This is a genomic window from Vreelandella arctica, assembly GCF_037070215.1.
GTDB classification, from domain to species: domain Bacteria; phylum Pseudomonadota; class Gammaproteobacteria; order Pseudomonadales; family Halomonadaceae; genus Vreelandella; species Vreelandella arctica.
Map to the genome: position 1 here is coordinate 234,879 of NZ_JBANSN010000004.1, position 21,655 is coordinate 256,533.

Here is a 21,655-nt window from a genome sequence, read left to right on the forward strand (position 1 = left end):
AAGCTGATATTGAACAGCGAGCACTTTTGATTGAGACCATTCGATGCATAAAATCCTAACCTTCTGCTGGCTCGGCATAATGACCACGGTTGCGGCTAGCGCTTATGCCGAAGAGGATGACAGTGACCTACCTGTCTGGGCGGAAGAGCACGTTGAACCGTTTCGTGAAAGCGTAGGCAATTGGGTAGATAACACATCGCGCCGAATTGATGGTTTCTTTGGCACCGACGACCATATGCAGACCAAAAACGAGTCTTATCTTCGTTTTGGCCAAGAAATCGATTGGATGGAGGGGGATGGTACGCGCGGCGATACTTCACTTCGTTACCGTATCGATCTACCTACCTCGGAAGAACGCTTACGCCTGGTGATTGAGAGTGATCCTGAAGAGTCGCAAGGTACTCTTGAAGAGCAAGGATCAGGGCGTCTTGCCAATGACCAGCGCGACCGTCGTAGCTCTACGTTAGGCCTGGATTGGCTAGAAAGTCGTGACAAGCGCGAAAATTGGAGCAACCGCGTTGGCGCTGGTATTCGTCTGCGTCTCCCTCTGGATCCTTATGTTCGCTTTACCAGCGAACGGCTATGGCAGCTTGGTGAAGGGCCTTGGCAGCTTGAGTCGAACAACCGTGTTTCCTGGTTTAACAATGAAGGCTATTCGGCACGAACGCGCTGGGATATCGGCCGCCAATTGAGCGAACGCCGCCATTTGCGGTTTATTTCTACGGTTCAGTGGCGTGAAGAGGAAGATAAGCTGGAATACAGTGAAATTGCCGAAATCAATCACCGCATTAACCGCCGCAGCGCACTGCGCTACTCGGCGATTGCCATCGGCGAAAGCGCTTCAAATCCTCGCATGACTAACTACTACCTGCAAACACGCTATCGCCGGGACATCCATAAAGGGATTTTATTTGCCGATGTGATTCCGGAACTGCATTTTCAACGCGATGTTAGCTATGACCCACGCTGGGCCATGACACTGCGCTTGGAGATGTATTTTCAGCGAGAGATTAGTCGCGATTATTTTTAGGTACGACCTTTTAATCACGATCTTTTAAGAGCGACTAATGGGCGGCCATGCTTGGCCGCCCATTCTGGTTACAGCAAGTAAATGCTACAGCCGCAACCCACCATCGCACTCAATCATACGCCCGGTGAAGTAGTCGTTTTCAAGGATAAACGCAACGCTTTGAGCAATGTTATCCGGCTCACCCAGGCGTTTTAGCGGCACGCTTGATGAGATACGTTCCAGCATATCGGGACGCATCGAGGCGGTCATTTCGGTAGCCACAAACCCTGGGGCCACGGTGCCGGTGCGAATACCATAGCGCGCTAACTCTTTGCTCCAGGTAACCGTCAGCGCATGCACGCCTGCTTTGGCGGCGGCATAGTTGCTTTGGCCCATATTTCCTGCACGGGAAATGCTGGAGATATTAACAATCACACCTTCATGCCCTGCTTCAATCATCTGCGTGGCAGCCTCGCGACCACACAGAAAAACGCCAGTTAAATTGACGTTAATGACATTTTGCCATGCCTCCAACGACATGCGTTTTTCCACTTGCCCCTCTTTGGCCTTTACCAGGAGTGCATCCTGAGTAATCCCCGCGTTATTAACGCAACCGCTGATCGGCCCCATACGCTGAGCAATATCGGCAAATGCTTGAGTCACAGAAGCCTCTTCTGCAACATTCACCACAAAGGCTTGAGCATCGACACCTTCTGTAGCAAGTGCTGATACCGCTTGATCAAGCGCTTCAGCGCTCATATCCAACAGCGCCATGCGTGCGCCCTGCTTCCCCAGGCGCAATGCCATGGCATAACCCAACCCACGCGCCCCACCGGTGACGGCGATTACTTTATCGGCAAGTACCATTATTGACTCCTTACGAGAAATACAACCAGCTTAATTGTGCATTGCAGCATAGAAGAATTACGGGCATTAATCGAGCTACATCGCCGCTGGAGTGCGCAATGTTAGCTGCTTGCTATTTATATTTATGTCACCATATTACGCAATTACGACGGTTATCGAGTCGCTATTTCTAGCGCTTTCTGGAGTTAGTCATGCCCATTCTTGTTTTTATATCACTGTTTACCCTACTTGATTTTGTAGTGCTTTTTTCGATTGGTAGCCAAATAGGGCTATTCACTACCCTACTCCTAGTGCTTGGCACAGGCTTTGCCGGGTTACATCTTATTCGTAAAGAAGGCATATCAACCTTTGCTCGTGCGCGTCAGCGTATGCAGGTCGGCGAAATCCCTTCTAGTGAGCTATTGACTGGCGCCGCGCTTATTTTTGGTGGTGCCTTATTAATGGCGCCAGGCTTTTTATCCGATGCGCTGGGCCTTGCGTGCCTGATACCTAGCGCACGCCAATTGATGTTTAAAGCACTTACTTGGCTAGGTCTGAAAAAGATTGCTAGTCAGCAGCAAGATCCTAACGCTTCCTCGGCCCGAGCACATGAGCACCACAACCCCAATACCTCCCAACAGGAGGGCCCGATCGAGGGTGACTTTATTAGCCGAGATGAGCCTCCACGCCGCGACTAAGGCGCGGATTGGAAGAAAATCGCTAAAAAATCAATTTTTTCTTACTCGCCCCCTTGAAAGGCCAACCGCAGCCCCCATTTTTCACCCAGCACACAAATTCGGCAGCGATCTAGACGGTAGCTGCCATTAACAAGGAAGACCGTCAGGTCTTCACTTCTCGCGGGTTACTCCCTCGAGAACACTTTTAGACTAACCGCCCTCATCAGGGCTTCAACCCTACTCAGGAGAACGTGAATGAATATCCGTCCTTTGCACGATCGTGTCATCGTCCGTCGCGTTGAAGAAGAGCAGAAAACCGCTGGCGGCATCGTGCTTCCGGGCAATGCAGCAGAAAAGCCGACGCGTGGCGAAATTCTTGCTGTCGGTAATGGCCGCATTCTCGAAAATGGCGATGTCCGTCCTCTCGACGTTAAAGTTGGCGATAACGTGATCTTTAAAGATGGCTACGGCGTTGAGAAACAAAAAGTCGACGGCGAAGAAGTCTTGATCATGAGCGAAGCCGATATTCTTGCGGTTGTTGAAGGCTAACAGTCGTTGCGGCTCACATTTGATTGATGAGCGCCTCGATTATTTACTTTCACGTTTTTGCATTCAATTTAGGAAGTAGCAGATATGTCAGCTAAACAAGTTAAGTTTTCAGATGATGCCCGTAAGCGTATGGCGCGCGGTGTTGACGTTCTTGCCAACGCGGTAAAAGTAACCCTCGGCCCTAAAGGCCGTAACGTGGTACTGGAAAAATCTTTCGGTTCCCCGACTGTTACTAAAGACGGTGTTTCTGTCGCCAAAGAGATCGAACTGAAAGACAAGTTCGAAAACATGGGCGCGCAGATGGTTAAAGAAGTCGCTTCACAGACTTCTGACGCCGCTGGTGACGGTACTACCACCGCTACCGTTCTGGCCCAGGCCATTATCGCTGAGGGTTTGAAAGGCGTTACTGCCGGCATGAACCCGATGGATCTTAAGCGCGGCATCGACCAAGCCGTTAATGCTGCCGTTAAAGAAATCAAGGCGATGTCTGTCCCTTGCACCGACACCAAGTCGATTGCACAGGTTGGCACCATCTCTGCTAACGGTGACAAGCGCATCGGTGAAATTATCGCCGAAGCGATGGAAAAGGTCGGCAAAGAAGGCGTCATCACCGTTGATGAAGGCCGTGGCTTTGAAGACGAGCTGGAAGTCGTGGAAGGTATGCAGTTTGATCGCGGCTACCTGTCTCCTTACTTCGTTACCAACCAGGACACCATGACGGTTGAACTTGAAGATCCTTACATCCTGTTAGTGGATAAAAAGATCTCCAACATCCGTGAGCTGCTGCCGGTTCTCGAAGCTGTTGCTAAGCAAGGCAAGCCGCTAGCCATCATCGCTGAAGATATCGAAGGCGAAGCACTGGCAACGCTGGTTGTTAACAACATGCGCGGCATCGTTAAAGTAGCCGCTGCCAAAGCACCTGGCTTCGGCGACCGTCGCAAATCCATGCTGCAGGATATCGCTATCCTGACTAATGGCACGGTTATCTCTGAAGAAGTCGGCCTGACGCTTGAGCAAGCGAACCTGGATCACCTGGGTACCGCTAAGCGCATGACCATGTCTAAAGAGAACACCACTATCATCGATGGCGCTGGTGCAGAAGGCGATATCGAAGCACGTGTTAACCAGATCCGCGCGCAAATCGAAGACACCTCTTCTGACTACGATAAAGAGAAGCTGCAAGAGCGCGTTGCCAAACTGGCAGGCGGTGTTGCCGTTATCCGCGTCGGTGCTGCCACCGAAGTGGAAATGAAAGAGAAGAAAGCCCGCGTTGAAGACGCTCTGCACTCTACGCGTGCAGCCGTTGAAGAAGGCGTGGTACCTGGTGGCGGTACTGCACTGGTTCGCGTTATGGCGAAAGTACAAGGCCTCACTGGCGAGAACGAAGACCAGAACCACGGTATCAACATGGCGCTACGCGCTATGCAGGCACCGCTGCGTCAAATCGTGGCTAACGCTGGTGAAGAGCCCGCCGTGGTTATCAACCGTGTGAAAGATGAAACCGGCAACTTCGGTTACAACGCACAAACCGGTGAATTTGGCGATCTGTTCGAAATGGGCGTTCTAGATCCGGCTAAAGTAACCCGCACTGCACTGCAGTCTGCTGGTTCTGTGGCTGGTCTGATGATCACCACCGAGTGCATGATCGCTGAAGACCCGGAAGAGAAAGACTCTGCCCCTGATATGGGTGGCATGGGCGGAATGGGTGGCATGGGCGGCATGATGTAATGCACCCCTGAGCCCTCTGCTCAAGACTACTAGCCGTTAAAGTAGTCACCAACAACCCCGCCTTGTGCGGGGTTGTTGCGTTTTTGTGGGTCGTTCGACTCATTGCCTCCAGCCCCATTGCGCACAGCTAACGTGGTACTATCAGCGCGATTTTTATAAGGCTATAGAGCGAAATCAGCGCATGTTGCAGCATATTCGTATCGTACTCGTTCAGACCTTCCACCCAGGCAATATCGGCGCTGCGGTACGGGCCATGAAAACCATGGGCTTAACCGAGCTGGTGCTGGTGAATCCGCGCATGTTTCCCGATGAAGAAGCCACTCGCCTTTCCGCAGGGGCCACTGATGTTCTGGATAATGCACGGGTAGTCACAACACTGGAGGAAGCGGTTAACGACTGCGTTCAGGTGGTGGGTGCCAGCGCACGCTTACGCAGCCTACCCTTGCCCCACTTTGACGAACCCGATGAGATGGCGGCAGCCGTTATTCAGAATGCACAAACGGCACCAGTGGCATTGGTGTTTGGACGAGAACGTTCCGGGCTGACTAACGATGAGATCCGCTGCTGCACGCACCAAGTCAGCATTCCCGCCAATCATGATTACGGTATTCTGAATTTATCCCAGGCGGTACAGATACTGGCTTACGAAGTGCACCGCGCCTGGCGTAAAGGTGAGGAGAGCGGCTTTGCTTATCAGCGCCCACTGGAGGCAACGCCGCCCAGCCGCGAACAGTTCTTACACTTTCAAGCGCATCTAGGCCGCTTAATGCAGGAGAGTGGCTTTTTAACCCAGCCACATGCCCGCACTGAAGAGCAGCTTCAAGCCCTCTTCGCCCGCGCCCAGCCCAGCCGCAAAGAGCTTTCGCTTCTGCGTGGGCTGTTAAGCGCGCTTGAAAGCCACCTGCCTAAATAGTGATAGAGATTAAGCAACTAAAAAGGGACAACCAAGTTGTCCCTTTTTAGTTTGGAGATAGGGGCTTTTAGAGCATCATTGCCGCGAGCCAGCCAAAGCCCACTAACGGAATGTTGTAGTGCAGAAACGTCGGCACCACGCTGTCCCACATATGATCGTGCTGACGATCAACGTTAAGGCCTGAAGTGGGCCCCAGGGTAGAGTCAGAGGCAGGCGAGCCAGCATCACCCAACGCCGCGGCCGTACCCACCAGCACCACCGTGGCCATAGGGGAAAAGCCAAACTGTACCGCCAAGGGCACAAAAATCGCGGCAATGATCGGTATCGTGGAGAACGATGAGCCGATACCCAGCGTAATAAATAGCCCTACCAGCAGCATCACCAGAGCCGCTAAGCCGCGGTTATCGCCAAATAGTGAAAAAGCTCCCGAGACCAGCGCATCAATTTCACCGGTGGTTTTCATGACTTCGGCGAAGCCCGCCGCGGAAATCATGATAAAACCGATCAGCGCCATCATGCGCATACCACTGGTAAACAGATCGTCAGCTTCACGCCACTTAAAGATCCCGCCCATTGAAAGCAGGCCAATCCCTACCAAGCCCCCCAGTATCATTGAGCCACTGTAAAGCTGGAGGCCAAGTGCTGCGACAATCGCCACCCCCGACATAACAAGCCCCAGCATATGCGGTTTGGCGGGCGTATGACCTGCGGCAACGTTGGCGTTAGCGATATCTTCGGCTTGATACTCACGCGGGCGGCGGTAACTCCAAAATAGCGCAACGATTAGCCCCAGCGCCATGCCCCCTACCGGCACCGCCATGGCCAGCGGCACCATGCCACGGGTAATCTCTAAACCTAGCGGTTCCCCAGCGCTATTTAAGTTGGCCAAAAGAATATCATTTAGAAAAATCGCCCCAAACCCTACCGGAAGCAGCATATACGGCGCCGTTAAACCAAACGTAAGCGCACATGCTACTGCGCGTCGATCCAGCTTTAAGCGATTCATCACGGTTAGCAGCGGTGGAATCAGCACCGGTATAAAGGCAATATGCACCGGGATCGCGTTCTGAGAAGAAATAGCCACCAACAGCACTGCCGTTAGCAACAGCATTTTGACCCGCGTCTGTTGCGCAACGCTGGCCTCTTCTTTACCCAATAACGTAATCAACCGATTAGCCAGCATATCCGGTAGGCCAGAGCGGGAGATCGCCACCGCAAAGGCCCCCAAGGTGGCGTAGGCCAGTGCTACCTGGGCCCCGCCGCCAACGCCTGTATTAAAGGCGTCCAGCGTTTGTTCTAGTGACAACCCACCCACTAAACCGCCGACTAAAGCACCCACCACTAAAGCAAATACAACCGAGACACGCGCCAGCGATAGCGCCACCATCACAAGCACTGCAAGAATTACTGCATTCATGAAGTTTCCTAGAGCAATTGAAAGGTCACTAACGGCGAAGGGAGCGGATTTTAGCAGATTAAACAGGCAAACCTAAGGCTACGGTTCGCGCGTCAAGCATTGCTACTTTAGTCGCGACACCATTGCTGCATTGCACCATGCTACCTACCATCGCTCTCTGGCTTAATTTTAGCGCTGGCTACTTTACGTTTTGCTTAGGAGCTCGCATGAGCATAGTTGCGATTGTCACTTCACTGATTTTATTAATGTTCCTCGCCTATCGCGGCATTTCAGTGCTGCTGCTGGCTCCTCTTATGGCGTGTTTGGCGGTGCTGTTGTCTGGCGATGCCGCCTTTTTATTGCCGATCTACACCGATACCTTTATGAGCGCGCTGGGCAACTACGTGATCCAGTTCTTCCCACTGTTTCTGTTGGGCGCCCTGTTTGGGCAGTTAATGGCCGATTCCGGCGCTGCCCAATCGATTGCCAACGGGATTGTCAAAAAGCTCGGCACTCACCATGTCGTGCTCACGGTCGTCATGGCCTGTGCGGTGCTCACCTATGGCGGCGTATCGCTGTTTGTCGTTGCTTTTGCCATTTATCCGATCAGCCGTGAACTTTTTCGTAGCGCCGATGTGCCCAAACGGCTAATTCCGGCGTCTATTGCGCTTGGCTCTTTCACCTTCACCATGACAGCCCTGCCGGGGACACCTTCGATACAGAACGCAATTCCCATTCCTTATTATGAAACCAACAGCTTTGCAGCACCTGGTCTCGGTATTATCGCCGGGCTGATTATGCTTGGGCTGGGGACTTTCTATCTTCAGTCACGGGTTAAAAAAGCGGCCTCTAATGGCGAAGGGTACGGCCAACATACTGAGCGCGAAGCAGATGCCAATGAAGAAGCACAAGCGCCTACCACCCACCTTCCGCTATGGCTGGCACTGATACCCATTATTATGGTGATTGGTTTGAATGCGCTGTTCACTTACGGTGTGTTTCCCGCTCTTGATTTAAGCTTTATCAGCGAGGAGTTTGAAAATGTATCGCCATCGGGACAGAGCGGGCTTTGGGCTATTCTGATCGCCCTGCTCAGCGCATCTGCATGGCTGATTATTACCCGCTGGAAGCATTGGCTGGATCTTAAAGAGAGTGTCAATAAAGGCTGTTTGGGCTCGCTGCTACCGATTTTTAACACTGCTTCAGAGGTAGGCTACGGTGCCGTCATTGCCAGCTTGGCAGGCTTTGCGATTATCCGCGATGCAGTCCTTACGGCTTCACCTGGCAACCCTTTAATTTCAGAAGCCATGGCAATGAGCGTGCTGGCGGGGATCACTGGCTCCTCTTCCGGCGGGCTCTCAATTGCTCTAGAGACCCTAGGCAGCGAATATTTAGCCATGGCCCAACAAGCAGGTATTAGCCCTGAACTCATGCACCGCGTAGCAACGCTGGCTGCAGGGGGCATGGATACGCTTCCCCACTCAGGCGCGGTTATCACACTGCTGGCGATTTGTGGCCTGACCCATCGTCAGTCTTATGGCAACGTTGCTATGGTAACCATTGCATTGCCGATCATGGCGCTGCTTAGCGTGATTACCTTAGGAACCCTGTTTGGCAGCTTCTAAAAGTCCGCAACGAATGCGATAGTGAGTTAAAAATCGCCTTTGTACTTCTCTAAATTTGGACATTGGCTCTATTAGCTGATCTTCATGCGCAGGATCAACTTTTTGAATACTCTTTCCTTCTACACTCTGACATTAATGAGATAGTGCTTCAGCACTGCTATCCCCTGACTCGCGGAAGATTTAATGGATCTTGTGGTATCGCTCGCTCACCAACTTAAAGATAGCCTGCGCGACCTTGCGCCGGTGGTGTTGGTGATGGCGTTTTTCCAACTCGTGGTTATTCGTCAGCCACTGCCCGACTCCCTCGCTTTGATAGATCTGGCCCTAGGCCTGGTGTTTGTTGTCGTAGGCCTAACTCTCTTTATTAAAGGACTTGAGCTGGGACTATTTCCCCTGGGCGAGAACCTAGCGCGAGCATTTGTAAAAAAAGGCTCAATAACTTGGCTGCTAGTGTTTGCTTTTGCATTGGGGCTTGGCTCTACCGTTGCCGAGCCTGCCTTGATCGCCATCGCTGCCCGTGCGGCTGAAGTTGTTGCCCAAGGCGGTATTATTGATAACAGCATTAGTGCACAAAACAGCTTTGCCTTTGCGCTGCGTATGGTAGTGGCTGCTTCTGTCGGCGTAGCGGTAGTAATAGGCGTGGTACGCATTTTTAAAGGCTGGCCGCTGCATTTAATGATTATTGCCGGCTACGTGCTAGTACTGTTGTTAACCCTGCTTGCCCCCGCCGAGATGATTGGCATCGCTTATGACTCAGGCGGAGTGACAACCTCGACCATCACGGTGCCGCTGGTGACAGCATTGGGTGTAGGACTCGCGTCTTCGATAAAAGGCCGCAGCCCGATGCTCGACGGTTTTGGCCTGATTGCATTGGCATCAGTGATGCCGATTATTTTTGTGCTGGTATTTGGCATTGTCGGCATCCATCTGATACCAGGAGTCGCTCCATGACGCTTATCGTCACTTTTTGGGGAACACTGCTGGATATCCTGCCTATCGCTACAATCGTTTTCGGCTTCCAATTCTTGGTCATTCGTAAGCCTGTAAAGCGCCTGCCGCAGGTTTTGGTCGGTTTTCTTATGGTTTGGGTGGGGCTGTCGTTTTTTTTAGTCGGCTTAGAGCAAGCACTGTTTCCAATGGGTGAGTTAATGGCCACCCAGCTCACTAACCATGAATTTTTGCCAAGCTTAGCCGAAGGGGCCCAGCGTCATTGGAGTGACTATTACTGGGTATATATTTTCGCCTTTGCTATTGGCGCCAGTACGACAATTGCCGAACCATCGCTCATTGCGGTTTCGTTGAAGGCAGGTGAGATTTCAGGCGGCACGATTGACCCATTGATGCTGCGCATTGCGGTTGCACTTGGTATGGCTTTTGGGATCACGCTGGGTACTTGGCGTATTGTAATGGGCTGGCCGTTGCAGTGGTTCGTATTCGCCGCTTACTTGCTGGTCATTGTTCAAACTTTGCGTTCGCCGCGATCCATTATTCCGTTGGCATTCGACTCAGGTGGCGTCACTACTTCTACCATAACGGTGCCGATTATTGCCGCGTTAGGATTAGGACTTGCAACAGAAATTCCTGGACGTAGCCCGGTAATGGACGGCTTTGGCATGATCGCTCTTGCCTGTTTATTTCCTATTATTACCGTAATGGGTTATGCCCAAATTGCTCAATGGCGGGCCACACGACGAAGCACAGCCAAGACCTCAACGCCATTAAAAAGCAAACTAGTAGGAAAAGGAGATCACGATGCGTTTTAAACTCATTGTCGCCATGGTGGAAGACGAACTAACCGATGCCATTATTGAAGCCGCACGCCATGCAGGTGCTACGGGCGCCACCGTGATCAATAACGCCCGAGGCGAAGGGTTAAATAAAGCCCACGGAATTTTTGGCATGGAGATTACCGCACAACGGGATATGCTGCTGTTCCTGGCGGAGGAGCACCGCAGCCGCCATATTCTTGAGGCGATTGCCCAAGTGGGCGAATTTGATGAGACACCTGGCACGGGTATCGCTTTTCAGCTCGATGTAGAGGATGCCGTAGGGGTAAAAAACCAGATTAAATCACTTTCCGAATCGGCCGATCAGGCGCAGCCATAAGTTTCGCAACGCCCTACTTTTTGTAAGTAATTGACACTGTTCCCTAAGGCTGGCCCATGCGCCAGCGACGCCATTGGCGCATCAATACACCCTGCTTGGGCGAAAAAAGCAGCGCCATAAAAAACCAACTGGTAGCGACCAATACAATGGTGCCGCCAGAAGCAACGTCCAACACCACAGAAAGCCACAGCCCAATGACCGCTGAGCTAACGCCCACGCCCACTGAAATCAGCATCATGGTTTTAAAGCGGTCCGTGAGTAAGTGCGCCGTGGCGCCTGGAGTAATAAGCATCGCGACCACTAAAATAATGCCCACCGTTTCTAAACTCGCCACGATGGTAAGCGTCAGCAGCAAGATCAAACCGTAGTGAATCACGCTGGTATTGAAACCCAGCGCCTGAGCCTGCTGGGGGTCAAACGCGTAGAGCAGCAACGGCCGATAAGCGAGCCACACCACCAGCAAGGCAATCACGCTGGCCACTAAGGTCAGCAATAGTGCCGATTGCTGAACACCCAGCACATTGCCAAACAGGATATGCATCAGGTGGGTGCTGGAGGCGATTTTGCTGATAATCACAATGCCCAGTGCAAAAGCACCGGTAAACATTAATCCCATGGCCGCATCGGATTTGATTCGCGTGTGGCGCTCAATCGCACCAATGCCCACTGAGGTCAGCGCGCCAGTAATAAACGCGCCAATAAAGAAGGGCCAGCCTAACAGATAGGCAATGGCCACCCCCGGCAGCACCGCATGGGAGATCGCGTCGCCTAGAAGTGACCAGCGCTTAAGCACCACGTAGCAGGATAAAATACCGCAGATAGCCCCCACCAACACCGAGGTTAATAAGGCGCGCTGCATAAAGGCGTACTGGAAAGCATCTGAAATGCTAGCGGGAAATAAATTGACAATAACCATGATGGCGGCAATGAGCCCGCTCACCAACGCATCGCCAAACAGGCCAAGTGTTGCCATTAGTTCTGCCACGTTAGTTACCCCTGCGCTGCCGTTAAGGAAGATGCTTTATCGACCTGCACATCATTCGCCGACTGCTCGGTGGAGCTCACTGCAAGCTCAGCCAACTTGGCATCGCTGAGCATCTCATCAGGCGAGCCTACCCCACGAATAAAACGATTGATCAACACCACATGGTCGACGTGGCGCCGTGCCCCTGGCATATCGTGAGTGACCATAATTACCGTACGTCCAGCCTCTCGCTCACCGGCCAGCACGTCTAAAATCAACCGCTCACTAGGTGGGTCTACACCCGCCAGTGGCTCATCAAGCAGTAAAATATTGGCCTGCTGAGCAAGCGTACGGGCAAGTAAAACACGCTTTTTCTGCCCACCGGATAGCGCGCCAATCGGGCGTTTCGCCAACGCCAGCATATCCACCGCTTCTAGCGCGCTCTTTACAGCCTCGCCATGGCGGCAATCATACCAACGTGAAGGCAACAGACGCCGCCACAAGGGGTCATGACGCATATGCCCATAGCGGCCACCCATCACAGTTTCCCAGACCGAGACAGGAAAATCCCATTCAATCGCTTCGCGCTGAGCCATATAAGCAATATGTCCCGCTTTACGGTGCGTCGAAATCGGCTCACCAAACGCCTGAACACTGCCACGCAGTGCCTTCATGCTACCGGTAAGCACATGAAAAAGTGTCGATTTCCCTGCCCCGTTCGGGCCTACAATAGCGGTCCATTGGCCTGCCGGAAAACGCAGGTTAATATTTTCAAGCACCGGCTGACGCTGGTAGGCCGCGTAGAGGCCTTTGATCTCAATCGCCACAGGGGAGGTAGTTGCCATCGCTATTTACTCGGTTGCCAAGGTCTGACGCAACAACTCAACGTTGTGACGCATCATGGTGAAATAGTCGCCAGCTTCACCACTTGGCTCACTCAATGAGTCCACATATAAAGGCCCAGCCACTTTAACGCCTGTATCCCGCGCCAAACTGGTCACATGGCGGTCAGAAATAGTGCTTTCCCAAAACAGCGCGGCGGGTTGGCGCTCATTGATCATATCCACCACTCGCATAAGCTGACGGGGCGAGCCCTCGGTCTCAGCGTTGGTGCCCCAGATGCCGTCATGTTCAAAATGGTAAGCATCTGAGAAATATAAAAAGGCAGCTTCGCTACTTAACAATACCCGCCGTTCGTCAGGTATCGCTTCTAAGCGCTCTTGAAGTTCAACGTGCAGCGTATGCAGCTCTTTTTTCAACGCCTCAGCACGCTGCTGGAACTCTTCAGCCCGCTGAGGAAGTACATGCTCTAGCTCGTTAGCAATTACCTGAACGTAGGTAGCAACAGCCCGCGGATCCATCCAGAGATGGGGATCGACATCGCCTTCCATATCGCCGGTAATAATGGTTTGAGTGGGGTACTCAGAAGCTTCAGCTACCGCCACTAGCGGCGTGCCATCTACAAGGGTTGCTTCCACCTGGGGCATCCACTGCTCCAACTGGTAACCGTTATAGAAAACGATGTTTGCTGTTTCTAAGGCCGCAAAATTACTTGGGGTCAGTTCCCACTCATGCACTTCCGCACCAACCGGGGTTAATACTGATACGTTGGCATTCTCCCCCGCCACGCGGGTAACAATATCGCCAAGCACGGAAAACGTTACGGCAACATTCAAAGGCGATGGCGCAACATCCTCACCCTGAGCATTCACCATTGCTGCGTTTAACCACAGCGACAGGCTCAAAGCTATACAAAGATTGCGCTTATTCATTATTCATCCCTTTCGCATTACTGATAAGTAGACTGTAGCTCAAAAATAAAGCACTGTGCAAATAGTTTAGCCTTGGCTAACAATGTTGCGTAAAAATAGGCTACTATCCCAAGTACGATCCAATGATTATTGCCACTGCTTCCGATATAATTTGCCAATGACTGATTCTAATCCGAACGCTTCATTAACCGCCCCAAGCATTCATGGTGATGCCCTTCCGCCCGTGGAGCAGCATGCTCAGCAGTATGCAACGGTGCGTAATGCCCATGAAACCGAGCTGATTGAAGACTACGTTGAGCTGATTGGGGATTTACTGACGCATCGTGGCGAAGCGCGTGCGGCGGACATTGCCAACCGCATGGCGGTTAGTCAGGCAACCGTATCTAAAATGATCAGGCGCCTAAATGAGCTTGAGCTGGTGACTAGCAAGCCCTACCGCTCTCTGTTTCTGACCGAGGCAGGCCAGAAAATGGCGGAAACCTCACGCGCGCGACACGATATCGTATTGCATTTTTTACGCGCGCTGGGGGTCAAAGATGCTACTGCTCGTATTGACGCTGAAGGCATGGAGCACCACGTGAGCGATGAAACGCTGGATATAATGCAGCGTTTTACCGAGCAGCAGCAGAAAAGCTAAATGCTCATTAAGAAGCTATCTGTTTAAACGTCAAGGCCCCTGTAATGGGATAAGCGCAGGTTGCAGAAAATTAAAGCTCACCGCTCGCTACTCGTGCGGGCATCCCAAGGCGCCCTATACCTGGCAGCTTCAAAGCAGGACGCATCACATCAATACCAAAACTCAAGCCGAGAACATTAATTTCAATGCCCTCTTCTTGCGCCAGCATAATACCGGCCACCCCGCCTAATGAGAGCTGGTACCCCGTGCCACTTGGCGCAGGCGCCAAAACACCGTTGAAAATATAATCTTTGCCGATAGCGGTAACGGGCAGCGTCACCTCAAAGTCTGGTACTTCACGAATCACCCAAGCGATAAAACTGTTGCTGTTAGGCCCGGGCCATACGCGATAAAGGTCGGCTTGAGGGTAGTCAGCAGCAGCGGATTCAATCTTGGGTATTAATTGTGCAGCCGCGCCACCGCGGTAATCAGCCAGCAGCGTGGGCGGGTTACCAAACCAGGCACGATCAGGGGTATCAATAGAAGAGACTACCGTAGGGCGACGCCAGCTCAACACTTGGTGCAGCCGGTAGCTATCAGCATTCTCTGCTTTCGTCGCAATCCAGATATGTTCGCCAAACGCCCCACGCCAATTATAGGCGCGGGCAGAATAGACCTGCACCACGGCTTCGGAGATCGCTGCTGGGTCTGGGGCGATCCCAGCAGAGGTGCGATCCAACGATGACCAATGCCCTTCTGTTACCACTTGATTACTTGCCAATATCCATACAGGCCCTACTAGCAGCAGCGCTAAAAGCACTACGAGAGTGAGCAGCCATCGCAGCAGCATTTTGTTCATCGAGCTATCCAAAGCTAAGAGATAACTGTAGTACCGCGATAGCTAGCTGGACGCAAGCGTATATTGAAGACATGAGGTAGGCGTTAATCAAGGAAGCTAAATATAGTAGCCACTAAACGCCAGCCATCAAGATATAAGGGTAAGGGAAGCGCTTTCTATTCGGTTACGACCATTTCGCTTAGCGCTCAATAATAAATGATCCGCGCGGTTGATCACATCATCAATCGTTTGGTCATTACGCTCTAGCGTGGCGAGGCCAATGCTGATAAATAGCTCAGCTCCCTGCAGTGTACTGCTCAACCGCTCGGCAATTACGCGGGCTCCATGGAGATCGGTTTCGGGCAACACGATGATGAACTCATCACCGCCATAGCGCCCGACCAAATCGCAGTTACGAACCGTCGCTCGTATTGCGCGAGTCACCGTTTGCAACGCCTGATCTCCAGCGGCGTGGCCCTTTTCATCGTTGATTGACTTAAAGTGATCAATATCCAGCTTGGCCGCAGAAACTGAGTGCAACACCTTAAAATTTTAGTAAGGTGTTGGATTTATGGCTTATACAGAACTCAGTATCGAAGAGCGTTCCACCATTCAGGTCAGTCTTTGGCAGGAGATGAGCCTCCGACAAATAGCCAATATGCTGCAACGATCTCCATCCACCATCAGCCGCGAAGTACGTCGCAATCAAACTCAGCGCGGTACTTACCATGCTCGTCATGCACACACCCATCGTTGTACCAGGCGTGTTGCTTGCCGCCCTAAGCCCAAGCTGCTTCTGGGCAGTGGTCGCTTTGAGCTGGTCATGTATATGCTCCGCCACCGCTTGTCTCCAGAGCAAATCGCAGGCAAGCTCCGACGCATGATCATGCCCCGATTTGAAGATGCTTACGTTTGTCGCGAGACGATTTACAGCGCCATTTACGCGTTACCTGTGGGTGAGCTTAAGAAAGAGTTGATCCACTGCCTTCGCCAAGGTAAATCAACGCGTAAACCTCGTCGTGGCCAGGTTGATCGGCGTGGGCAAATACCCGATATGGTGAGCATCCACCTTCGACCACCAGAGATCGAAAGGCGTGCCATGCCAGGACACTGGGAAGGCGACTTAATCAAAGGTAAGAACAATGCCTCTGCGGTTGGCACGCTAGTCGAACTAAGCAGTGGATACGTCATTCTAGCCAAACTCAACGATGCAACGGCCACCTCGGCGGTGGAAGGGTTTAGCGCAGCGCTCAACCGGATGCCGCTAGCGGCGCGTAAAAGCATGACGTACGACCAGGGGCGGGAAATGGCCAAACATGCGGACATCACCCAGGCAACGGGCGTTGCTATCTACTTTTGTGATCCACATAGCCCATGGCAACGGGGTAGCAATGAAAATATCAACGGCCTGATACGACAGTATTTACCGAAAGGAACCGATCTCTCTCGGCACACTCAAGAAGAGCTAGATGCTATTGCGCTACAGCTGAATATGCGACCTCGGAAGCGATTTGACTTTAGGTGTCCGATTGAAGTGCTGGGTGAGCTGTTAGCGAAGCATCAAGACAATCCACCCGCTGTTCATTAACGAGTGTTGCACTCAGAGTCTGCATCCAACCAGCATTAACAGGCCGAGTGATAACCCATAACGGTAAACTCGCTTGAACTCAGTCGTCGCTAACTCAAGAAGATGACGGCGGTTAAACGCTTCAGTGAGCCAATCATGAGTCGCTAAGTAGCTTAATTGCTGATTAACGGCCGTCAATTCATCGGTACGCTCCATCACCCGACGCTCTATTTCTAGTTCGGAATAATGAGCCACCTTCGAACGGCTGTAATTGTTTGGGTTATTGACGATGCAGAGCAAATGAGTAATTACTCCTTGAAGAGTACTAATAGGTTTGAGTAGGATCTGGCAGTCGGTCTGATGATATTCCCCATCAATGTATCCACCAGCCATTTCGTAACGAACCGGCACTCCGTCTGCTACACAGTGACCACAATTTGCAATGAGCTCATCACATAACGATTCAGGAAATATATGGGATAGATGCTCCCCCACGTATATCTTTTTGCTGCTTAACATAGCTTGCTGAGTGGGGTTGACTGCCTCGACGACAAAATTACCCGGCTCTTCAAAACGAATAATTATCATTGATGCAGGAAAAAAATCCCAAAGGAACTTCAACATTGAGTCGGCATCATCACCAAAATAATCTTGAAAACCAGGGTTGTTCCGTATTGGCATGATCATAGACACGCACTCCCACCATGAGTGTAGTGGCAAATAAACAGCTATCTGTTTTATAAGGCACAGCTTATGAAGCACAACCCAGCGCATACAGAGCGTTCTTCCATTGCTCACGACACTCTTTTACGACGTGATACTCACTATATTTCTGAGCTACAAAGGTAGATAACAGTTGCTGTAACTCAGGAATCGCGTTGGTTTCCGATAGCCTGCTAAAGAATGTATGCGACGTTTCAGCCGCCTCTTCAGCGTCAAGAAGAACCTGCCTACCCATAGTTTCATCCAACACGAAAAAATGCCTGCTATTTTTATTTAAAAAGGACATTTCTCTTAGCTGGCTAATAGTTGAAGGAAGAACTAACTCCATCTGCCTTGCCACTTCCTGCAAGTTAAAAATCCTATGTTCGCACTCCATACCAATGGCGCTCATCAAACGGCTAACGGGGGGATCAAAGGGCAGAAAGCAAAGTGCCAACCCACGATAGCGATACAACTCACGTGTCTCTTGCGAGTAAGCTAAGGTTATTTGATCCTGAGGCAGGGGACTAAGTACTGCTAAGCTAACCATTGGCAAAGCCCTCTAAGGGTATAAAACATCTCAAGGCCGGGAGGATTTAAAAAAATTATCTTAGAGCGGAACAAAGCTCAGTTACTATGATATATGTTAGCTTTTCAGCCAGTAATAAAAAGTTAACGTAAATTAAATAAATAAAAATCATCATGGACATTAAATAAATAAAAAAATTTACAAACCATAATTTATATAAGGTATTTTTTATAAATGAAAATAGCAAGAAAAACATCATTACGCTTAACTTAATTAATAAAAAAGCATTAGCCGTAAATATTTTTCATTAATTAATAATGATAAATTTAAAGCTTATAGTTGATGACGGTCTCTCAACGCAGACGATAGCCCACGCCTGTCAGCGTCTTAGCTGGCACATTACCCAAGGTCAGTTCGAGGCGGTGGATATTGGCGATAGGAAGGTGGTCATCACCCTTCATTCCCCCGGCCCTATGGTTGAAGGCACTATCTGCTAGCTAATAAATTATTTAGGTCTTCACCGACGCTACCATACGATAGCTGGGTCGATTATGAAGTGGGGCTACGGCAAGCGCCACGACAAAATCCTTCTTACGTAGCCATCTCGTCGATAAATAACTCCGGGATAAATCCACATAGGGGGCGGGAGGTGTCTCGCCTGGTGGCAGTTAGACTGGGACCGGTTCACCCAGCGTCTCAAACGAGCGGATATAGTGATAGAGAACATCAATTCAACAAAAAACGGCAGTCAGAAGATAGAGTCATCGAACCCTTCTAGCGATTCGATGACCATTCTACGTTTTGAAATTTTATTACTTATCGCCTTCAAACCCTTATATCATCTATTACCTTCCATACGCCGGGCGAACTCCATGCAGAATGGTGTATTAAGTCTTTTTCCGCGATGCTGTGTGCCTTGCCACTTAGTATTACGTCGTGATCGTGCACCTCGACTTTGATCGCATTGGCATCCTGGATAGCTCTACGTTTAAGTGAGGCCTCAATATCGGCCTTGACAGCAGCAGCGGTAGGCTTAGGTTTGAGAACGATTTGGTTACTCACACCCGTAACCCCTGTCAAGTAGCGTATGGAACTAGCAGCCAAACGCCGTTGATACTCCCAGGGGACTTCGCCGGTTAGCGTCACCCAACCGTCTTCAACCATTACCTTTAATGGGTCATTTGGAATGTATACATTCCACTCCAGCGTATTTTTAACCGCACGAGCAATATCCGCATCAGTGCGCTTGTTATTCCCAGGCAATTTTACATCCATTTCAACGGCAACGCCTTTAACACCGCTAACTCGCTGCGCTGCCATTTCTGCATGCCACTTCTCTGCATAACTATCTACATGGCCTGCTAATGTCACAATGCCGTCGTTAACCTCTACCCCAATATTCGAAGCACGAACAGTGGGTTCATACTCGAGTTCGGCAAGCACATCTTTCTGAATTTGACTATCTGACTTTGGCATCCTTAGTACTCCTTCAGTTTTGCAAGCAAATCTTCTTATTACGTAGAAATACTCACTCTACCTACTTGATTTCAAGCTTGCGCCGTAAAGCCTGTTTGGCTTTTGGCATGGTGATTGTCAATATGCCGTCTTTAAATTTAGCTTCAGCATGTTTAGTATCCACTTCTACTGGCAAGGCAATCGTCCGAGAAAAGGCACCTTGCCAAATTTCTGAATGGTAATACTCATCCTGTTTTTCCTGGGTTTCTCCAGAACGCTGGCCTTTCAACATCACGGCGTGTTCGGTTATTTCCAGGTCTATTTCTTTCCGGTCAACCCCTGGCATCTCAGCGCGCACTTCGATTTCTGTGTCTCGATCAATGATGTCAACTTTAGGGTTATGTTGACCGAAAAAACCTAGCCGTTCTTTTATTAAGTCTTCCTTGAAAAAGGGCTTCATCCAGCTGCGCTCGAAGAAACCCTCTATCATACGATCAAACTCTTCCAGCGGGCTTAAAGAGCGCTTACTGGAAAGTGAGTCCGTATCTTTTTCCGCCATTACAGGCTTGCTGATTGCTTTTTCCATGACACTACTCCTATGTATTTCTTTTACTTAAGAAAAAGGCTAAATTGCATTTTTATTCTTCTTTTTCTCAATGGCTACATTACAAGCCATGGTATATTTATAGCGCAAACATTTTTATTTAGAAGGTGACACATGTAATCAAAAAGCACTAATACGCAAAAAACTTGATCCAGAGCAATTAAAACCAGCTTCACGCCAACTCACCTATAAAATGGTAGTAAAATTATTGTGTAGCAGCTAATTTGAACTCATATTAAACCTATCAATAGAACTCATATCACAATAATTTTTCGATATTGCTTTTGTTATATATACGGACAGCTTAAAGTACAGTGGCATCAGCGTCACTTGGCACTCGAGTAAAGTGAACCAGTAAAGGTAAGTAAGTGTTATTGTTAGATAAATTAACGCTCAGTTTCTAGGGTTAATAACAATGCTTTATGATGAGACACAATACCAACATTTGGACAGGCTGGTACGAGCATCACTGGCAGGGCTAACACTCGGCATTTCTCCTACATCGGCCATGCTGACTTACTTGGACTGGCTATCAAGCCTCCAGACTTCTCCTGGAACTCAAGCTCATCTAGTACAAAAAGCAATGAAGAAACAGCTACGCTTGCTGTCTTGGGCCAGCCATTCGGCCTTCGACCCCAATGCCACAGCTTGTATTGATCCCCTGCCCCAGGATCGTCGTTTTCGTGACCCTGCCTGGCGTTACTTCCCCTATAATCTGCTTTATCAGGGCTTCCTTCTTCAACAGCAGTGGTGGCATAACGCCACCACCGGACTACGCGGCTTATCCCTGCATCACGAGCAGGCAGTAGAATTCGGTGCCCGCCAGTGGCTTGATGTGTTCTCGCCCTCCAATTTTTTACTGACTAATCCCGCGGTGCTCCAAAAAACTGTTGAGAGCGCTGGAGCCAACTTAATACAAGGGCTGCAGCACTACTGTGAAGATATCCAAAACCACTATCTCGGCAAAAGGTCAGCGGGTTCTGAAATGTATGTCGTTGGTGAAAATGTAGCAATTACACCGGGCAAGGTTATCTTTCGCAATCATCTGATCGAGCTAATCCAGTACACCCCTACTACAGAAGAAGTACATGTGATGCCTATACTCATTGTGCCTGCATGGATCATGAAGTATTACATCCTGGATTTGTCCCCCCATAACTCGCTTGTTAAGTACTTAGTCGATCATGGCCATACGGTTTTTATAATTTCCTGGCGCAACCCAACGGCCGAAGATCGCGATATTGGAATGGATGACTATCGGCAACAAGGCATTCTGGCGAGTCTCGATGTCATCGAAAACTTATTTCCTAGTCAGAAAATACATGCGGTAGGCTACTGCCTGGGCGGCACCCTGTTGGCCATTACCGCTTCTGCGATGGCCAGAAATGGAGCCAACCGCTTGGCCTCAATGACACTCTTCGCCGCACAAACGGACTTCCGAGAAGCTGGTGAACTAATGCTTTTTATTGATGAAAAGCAGCTCGCTTTCCTTGAAGACTTAATGTGGGCTCAGGGCATTCTCGATACGAAACAAATGTCAGGGGTATTCCAGATACTGCGCTCCAACGATTTAATCTGGTCCCGGGCCGTGAACGAGTATTTGTTAGGCACAAGGCAACCCATTAACGACCTTCTCGCCTTGCGTATTCCGCCCTATCGTGACCGCCCATTCCGTTTGAACGTGACCGTCTGTTCTGGATGATGGTGACCGCGCATTCCGTTTTATCGTGACCGATTTTGGGCAGTTTTCCGGAATCGC

At 50.4% G+C, this 21,655-nt stretch carries 24 protein-coding genes; 13 read left to right on the forward strand and 11 right to left on the reverse strand.

Translation table 11 applies throughout. From position 1 onward, the window contains the following. Positions 1 to 43: 43 nt before the first annotated feature. On the forward strand, positions 44 to 1,030 hold the full coding sequence (locus V8L70_RS05575) for a hypothetical protein (protein WP_008956438.1): 987 nt from the start codon (positions 44 to 46) through the stop codon (positions 1,028 to 1,030). Between the two features lie 84 nt (positions 1,031 to 1,114). Here the strand turns inward: V8L70_RS05575 and V8L70_RS05580 are convergent, their stop codons facing one another. Further along, a complete protein-coding gene (locus V8L70_RS05580; protein ID WP_008956439.1) occupies positions 1,115 to 1,876 on the reverse strand; it encodes an SDR family oxidoreductase in 762 nt (253 codons plus the stop codon). A gap of 191 nt (positions 1,877 to 2,067) precedes the next feature. Between V8L70_RS05580 and V8L70_RS05585 the strand changes: the two genes are divergently transcribed. From V8L70_RS05585 to V8L70_RS05600, 4 genes are all read left to right on the forward strand, one after another. Further along, on the forward strand, positions 2,068 to 2,553 hold the full coding sequence (locus V8L70_RS05585; protein ID WP_008956440.1) for an FxsA family protein: 486 nt from the start codon (positions 2,068 to 2,070) through the stop codon (positions 2,551 to 2,553). A 234-nt stretch (positions 2,554 to 2,787) separates the two neighbouring features. Beyond that, on the forward strand, positions 2,788 to 3,081 hold the full coding sequence (locus V8L70_RS05590) for a co-chaperone GroES (RefSeq protein WP_008956441.1): 294 nt from the start codon (positions 2,788 to 2,790) through the stop codon (positions 3,079 to 3,081). Positions 3,082 to 3,165: 84 nt separating this feature from the next. After that, positions 3,166 to 4,809, forward strand: coding sequence for a chaperonin GroEL (gene groL / locus V8L70_RS05595; protein WP_101147167.1), 1,644 nt, complete (start codon positions 3,166 to 3,168; stop codon positions 4,807 to 4,809). A gap of 181 nt (positions 4,810 to 4,990) precedes the next feature. Then, positions 4,991 to 5,722: an RNA methyltransferase gene (locus V8L70_RS05600; RefSeq protein ID WP_101147166.1), complete on the forward strand. Its 732-nt coding sequence runs from the start codon at positions 4,991 to 4,993 to the stop codon at positions 5,720 to 5,722. A 67-nt stretch (positions 5,723 to 5,789) separates the two neighbouring features. Here the strand turns inward: V8L70_RS05600 and V8L70_RS05605 are convergent, their stop codons facing one another. Then, positions 5,790 to 7,139: a Na+/H+ antiporter family protein gene (locus V8L70_RS05605; protein WP_101147165.1), complete on the reverse strand. Its 1,350-nt coding sequence runs from the start codon at positions 7,137 to 7,139 to the stop codon at positions 5,790 to 5,792. Positions 7,140 to 7,345: 206 nt separating this feature from the next. Between V8L70_RS05605 and V8L70_RS05610 the strand changes: the two genes are divergently transcribed. The 4 genes from V8L70_RS05610 to V8L70_RS05625 all read left to right on the forward strand — a co-directional run bounded on the left by V8L70_RS05610 (position 7,346) and on the right by V8L70_RS05625 (position 10,849). After that, positions 7,346 to 8,743, forward strand: coding sequence for a GntP family permease (locus tag V8L70_RS05610; RefSeq protein WP_101147164.1), 1,398 nt, complete (start codon positions 7,346 to 7,348; stop codon positions 8,741 to 8,743). A 183-nt stretch (positions 8,744 to 8,926) separates the two neighbouring features. After that, on the forward strand, positions 8,927 to 9,694 hold the full coding sequence (locus tag V8L70_RS05615) for a DUF1538 domain-containing protein (protein WP_101147163.1): 768 nt from the start codon (positions 8,927 to 8,929) through the stop codon (positions 9,692 to 9,694). After that, a complete protein-coding gene (umpB, locus tag V8L70_RS05620) occupies positions 9,691 to 10,506 on the forward strand; it encodes a Na,Li,K/H(+) antiporter subunit UmpB (protein WP_101147162.1) in 816 nt (271 codons plus the stop codon). Before V8L70_RS05615 ends, umpB begins: the two co-directional genes overlap by 4 nt. Next, complete coding sequence (locus tag V8L70_RS05625; protein WP_008956450.1) at positions 10,496 to 10,849, forward strand: P-II family nitrogen regulator; 354 nt, start codon at positions 10,496 to 10,498, stop codon at positions 10,847 to 10,849. Before umpB ends, V8L70_RS05625 begins: the two co-directional genes overlap by 11 nt. A 43-nt stretch (positions 10,850 to 10,892) precedes the next feature. Here V8L70_RS05625 and V8L70_RS05630 read toward each other — a convergent pair whose 3' ends face one another. The 3 genes from V8L70_RS05630 to V8L70_RS05640 are packed head-to-tail and all read right to left on the reverse strand — an operon-like array spanning position 10,893 to position 13,585. Then, a complete protein-coding gene (locus tag V8L70_RS05630) occupies positions 10,893 to 11,822 on the reverse strand; it encodes a metal ABC transporter permease (RefSeq protein ID WP_008956451.1) in 930 nt (309 codons plus the stop codon). 17 nt (positions 11,823 to 11,839) lie between these two features. After that, positions 11,840 to 12,658, reverse strand: a complete 819-nt coding sequence (locus V8L70_RS05635; RefSeq protein WP_008956452.1) for a metal ABC transporter ATP-binding protein — start codon at positions 12,656 to 12,658, stop codon at positions 11,840 to 11,842. A gap of 6 nt (positions 12,659 to 12,664) precedes the next feature. After that, positions 12,665 to 13,585 (reverse strand): metal ABC transporter substrate-binding protein, encoded by a 921-nt coding sequence (locus V8L70_RS05640; RefSeq protein ID WP_101147161.1) that lies wholly within the window; start codon positions 13,583 to 13,585, stop codon positions 12,665 to 12,667. Between the two features lie 157 nt (positions 13,586 to 13,742). Between V8L70_RS05640 and mntR the strand changes: the two genes are divergently transcribed. Continuing rightward, positions 13,743 to 14,222 carry a manganese-binding transcriptional regulator MntR gene (gene mntR / locus V8L70_RS05645; protein ID WP_008956454.1) on the forward strand — a complete coding sequence of 160 codons (480 nt, stop codon included), beginning with the start codon at positions 13,743 to 13,745 and terminating at the stop codon, positions 14,220 to 14,222. Between the two features lie 70 nt (positions 14,223 to 14,292). Here mntR and V8L70_RS05650 read toward each other — a convergent pair whose 3' ends face one another. Both V8L70_RS05650 and V8L70_RS05655 read right to left on the reverse strand, forming a co-directional pair. Continuing rightward, entirely contained in the window at positions 14,293 to 15,060 is a 768-nt protein-coding gene (locus V8L70_RS05650) for a DUF3750 domain-containing protein (RefSeq protein ID WP_101147160.1), read from the reverse strand. A 126-nt stretch (positions 15,061 to 15,186) separates the two neighbouring features. After that, positions 15,187 to 15,579 (reverse strand): GGDEF domain-containing protein, encoded by a 393-nt coding sequence (locus tag V8L70_RS05655; protein ID WP_336269039.1) that lies wholly within the window; start codon positions 15,577 to 15,579, stop codon positions 15,187 to 15,189. Positions 15,580 to 15,610: 31 nt separating this feature from the next. On the opposite strand from V8L70_RS05655, the gene V8L70_RS05660 reads away from it, so the two are divergent. Then, complete coding sequence (locus tag V8L70_RS05660) at positions 15,611 to 16,627, forward strand: IS30 family transposase (RefSeq protein ID WP_336269041.1); 1,017 nt, start codon at positions 15,611 to 15,613, stop codon at positions 16,625 to 16,627. A gap of 12 nt (positions 16,628 to 16,639) precedes the next feature. On the opposite strand, the gene V8L70_RS05665 is transcribed toward V8L70_RS05660, so the two are convergent. Together V8L70_RS05665 and V8L70_RS05670 are read right to left on the reverse strand one after the other, a co-directional pair. Then, positions 16,640 to 17,299 (reverse strand): GGDEF domain-containing protein, encoded by a 660-nt coding sequence (locus V8L70_RS05665; protein ID WP_336269042.1) that lies wholly within the window; start codon positions 17,297 to 17,299, stop codon positions 16,640 to 16,642. Between the two features lie 58 nt (positions 17,300 to 17,357). Then, positions 17,358 to 17,858, reverse strand: a complete 501-nt coding sequence (locus V8L70_RS05670) for a hypothetical protein (protein WP_101147158.1) — start codon at positions 17,856 to 17,858, stop codon at positions 17,358 to 17,360. Positions 17,859 to 18,154: 296 nt separating this feature from the next. Between V8L70_RS05670 and V8L70_RS05675 the strand changes: the two genes are divergently transcribed. Next, positions 18,155 to 18,334, forward strand: coding sequence for a DUF1326 domain-containing protein (locus tag V8L70_RS05675; protein WP_332870661.1), 180 nt, complete (start codon positions 18,155 to 18,157; stop codon positions 18,332 to 18,334). Between the two features lie 328 nt (positions 18,335 to 18,662). Here the strand turns inward: V8L70_RS05675 and V8L70_RS05680 are convergent, their stop codons facing one another. Further along, positions 18,663 to 19,313, reverse strand: coding sequence for a BON domain-containing protein (locus V8L70_RS05680; RefSeq protein WP_101147156.1), 651 nt, complete (start codon positions 19,311 to 19,313; stop codon positions 18,663 to 18,665). A 61-nt stretch (positions 19,314 to 19,374) separates the two neighbouring features. Beyond that, positions 19,375 to 19,878, reverse strand: coding sequence for an Hsp20/alpha crystallin family protein (locus V8L70_RS05685; protein WP_101147155.1), 504 nt, complete (start codon positions 19,876 to 19,878; stop codon positions 19,375 to 19,377). A 433-nt stretch (positions 19,879 to 20,311) separates the two neighbouring features. On the opposite strand from V8L70_RS05685, the gene V8L70_RS05690 reads away from it, so the two are divergent. After that, positions 20,312 to 21,598 carry a PHA/PHB synthase family protein gene (locus V8L70_RS05690; protein WP_336269043.1) on the forward strand — a complete coding sequence of 429 codons (1,287 nt, stop codon included), beginning with the start codon at positions 20,312 to 20,314 and terminating at the stop codon, positions 21,596 to 21,598. Positions 21,599 to 21,655 lie beyond the last annotated feature (57 nt).